Below are 2,358 nucleotides of genomic sequence, written 5' to 3'. Positions count from 1 at the left end.
TTGTAGCCTATAGTGGAACAATAAAAGCTTATTATTCGATGTATAACCTTGATAATAAATTATAAGACGGACTTACTTCCCAAGTTTCATACGGAACAAAATTCTTTGCCTTCATAGCATCAAGCGTACGAGATTTTTGTTGTGGACGAGTTATGTATTGATCAATGTTTGATTCGTTTAACTCAATATACCTAGCTTCTAGAATTTCTTCTGGTTGAATTTTTATGGCACCACTAACGTACTCTGCTTTAAACACTATTGATAAAACGTGCTTAGTTGCATTATAATACACACCTGTTATACCAATAGGACGGATTACAATACCAGTCTCTTCTAGAAATTCCCTGCGTACAGCCTCGTCCAATGGCTCCCCTATCTCGACATTTCCTCCAGGCATTTCCCATGTTTCTGAACGCCAATGAGTTCTAAGTAATAAGACCTCACCTTTTTCGTTCTTAAGCAATGCAGAAACAGCAACTAACTGTTTTGGTTGTTCATTTTCCATTCAATTTCACCACCCATATATAATATATTATTTATACCATTTAGCCCTAGTTTAAAAGTTCCTTTTATCCTGATCAATTGATGATAATGCCCCGATAGCTTAATGAGGCCGCCCTATTGATCCCGCGGGGACCCATGATGTGTTCTCTGAGCTATCGTATCCGTTAGCGGAATTTACGCTGTTATCGGTACTGGTTCGGATCATATGGCTTAAAAATGGGGTCTTGATTTTTAAAATACCAATCTACCACCCTATCTGTTAAATCATCATAAATGTCGTCCTCTAAATAGGGATCATTGTATTTCCTAAGCCTCTTGATATTACTTCTAATTTTCATTTTCTGTAACATGTTAAAAACTCCCGAATAACACAAAGTTGTTTCTAAAAAATCACAAAATATGTCAAAGCATCTATCCCAATTGCCATTGCCGTTTCTTTGGGCTTCATCTCTTAATTTCTCTATAGCTCTTATTAATTCGCCTTGTACTGTCTCTGATTGGCCTTGTTTTGGCACATAGGTCTTCCATAAATGTTTAGCCTCTTCGAAGTATTTCACAAGAAGGCACCTCTTTATTTTTGATTTGTATAGTATTGGAAATATTTTATCACAAATAACTGGCAATTTATTGCATTAAACTGCCAGTTAGGTGAGCAAAGGCTGCCGATTATGCCTGCAGCCTTTGCTAATGTTGCTTATTGAACAAACGTACTCGTTAGCGCGATGATAATTTTGGGTAGTTAAAAAGTACGACTTGCTACTTGTCCTTGATACTCCATTGCGTCTAAAGCCCTTATTCGTTGAACCTCACTTAATTCCGATAAATGCATCCATTTATATTCAGAATGTTCAGAACTAAGTTTTATTTCTTCATCATTTGGAATGGAACAGCGAAATATACCAACTTGTGCATTGAGTCTACTATGATAATAAAATCCCGTTAATACCACCTCCCTAACTTCTATTCCAAGTTCTTCACGACATTCACGATATAGCGCTTGATGAATGGTTTCACCAGGATCAACACTACCACCAGGTAAACTCCATCCCATATCGCCATATGTTCGCTTTAATAGAAGTACATGACCTTCTGAATTAAATATTATTGCATGAGCGCCAAACCTAAAAGTATCATTAAAAGCCATTCATATCCCCTCCGTTTTCGATTAGACTTGATGATCATGATTTGACAAATACTTTGTAATTTCTGTACACGCATTATTTCACAAAATTGGAATACAGATCAATCAAAAATATCTGATAGTTTACTGATAGACCTTCATTAATTGAACATTACTCCCGTTACTTGAATGTACAAAAAAAGAGTTGCCGCGAGGCAAGCTCCTACAATATCGTTCCACGTTAGCATAGCGATAAAACGTAGATGCCATAGAACCACTGTTTCGCAGGCTAATAATCTTGGGTTATACACGTTTAATCAATAAGGACACCTTTTTTGTGTTGTAATAGTAATCATAAACAGCATCTTTGTGACTAAACTGTTCTAAATTTTCGTAACCTTGCCTTTGGTAGTATTCAATATTCTCGTTCTTACCAGTTAATAAAGTTACAAACTTACAGCCTTTTTTTGAAGTGGCTATTTCAACGTTGTTCCAATAATCTTTTGCCTATTCCTGTTTTCCTGTAGTTCTCTTTGACAAATAAATAGTTAAGGTAGGCATGTGATGTAGAAGTCTGGTCAATCATCCCTAATGCGAAACCTACAACTTCACCATCATTTACAGCGACCAAACATGTATCACGAAAAAGACGATAAAAATTGAGATAGATCGTAAGCGTTTAATAAGAAGGTGTATTCCAATCCAATCTAGATTTTGAGACAATTCCGTTAGAG

At 36.1% G+C, this 2,358-nt stretch carries 4 protein-coding genes; all 4 read right to left on the bottom strand.

Annotated elements, in window-relative coordinates; translation table 11 throughout:
* Positions 1-31 precede the first annotated feature (31 nt).
* A complete protein-coding gene (locus tag OB236_RS17780) occupies positions 32-505 on the bottom strand; it encodes an NUDIX hydrolase (RefSeq protein ID WP_262685214.1) in 474 nt (157 codons plus the stop codon).
* 181 nt (positions 506-686) lie between these two features.
* Positions 687-1,061: a hypothetical protein gene (locus OB236_RS17775; RefSeq protein WP_262685213.1), complete on the bottom strand. Its 375-nt coding sequence runs from the start codon at positions 1,059-1,061 to the stop codon at positions 687-689.
* Positions 1,062-1,243: 182 nt separating this feature from the next.
* A complete protein-coding gene (locus OB236_RS17770) occupies positions 1,244-1,648 on the bottom strand; it encodes an NUDIX hydrolase (RefSeq protein ID WP_262685212.1) in 405 nt (134 codons plus the stop codon).
* A gap of 457 nt (positions 1,649-2,105) precedes the next feature.
* Positions 2,106-2,294 carry a GNAT family N-acetyltransferase gene (locus OB236_RS40120; protein ID WP_408638488.1) on the bottom strand — a complete coding sequence of 63 codons (189 nt, stop codon included), beginning with the start codon at positions 2,292-2,294 and terminating at the stop codon, positions 2,106-2,108.
* Positions 2,295-2,358: the final 64 nt, after the last annotated feature.

The sequence above is a fragment of the Paenibacillus baimaensis genome, from assembly GCF_025567575.1.
The sequence above is the reverse complement of the archived record's forward strand: the minus strand, read 5'-3'. Positions and strand labels throughout refer to the sequence as shown.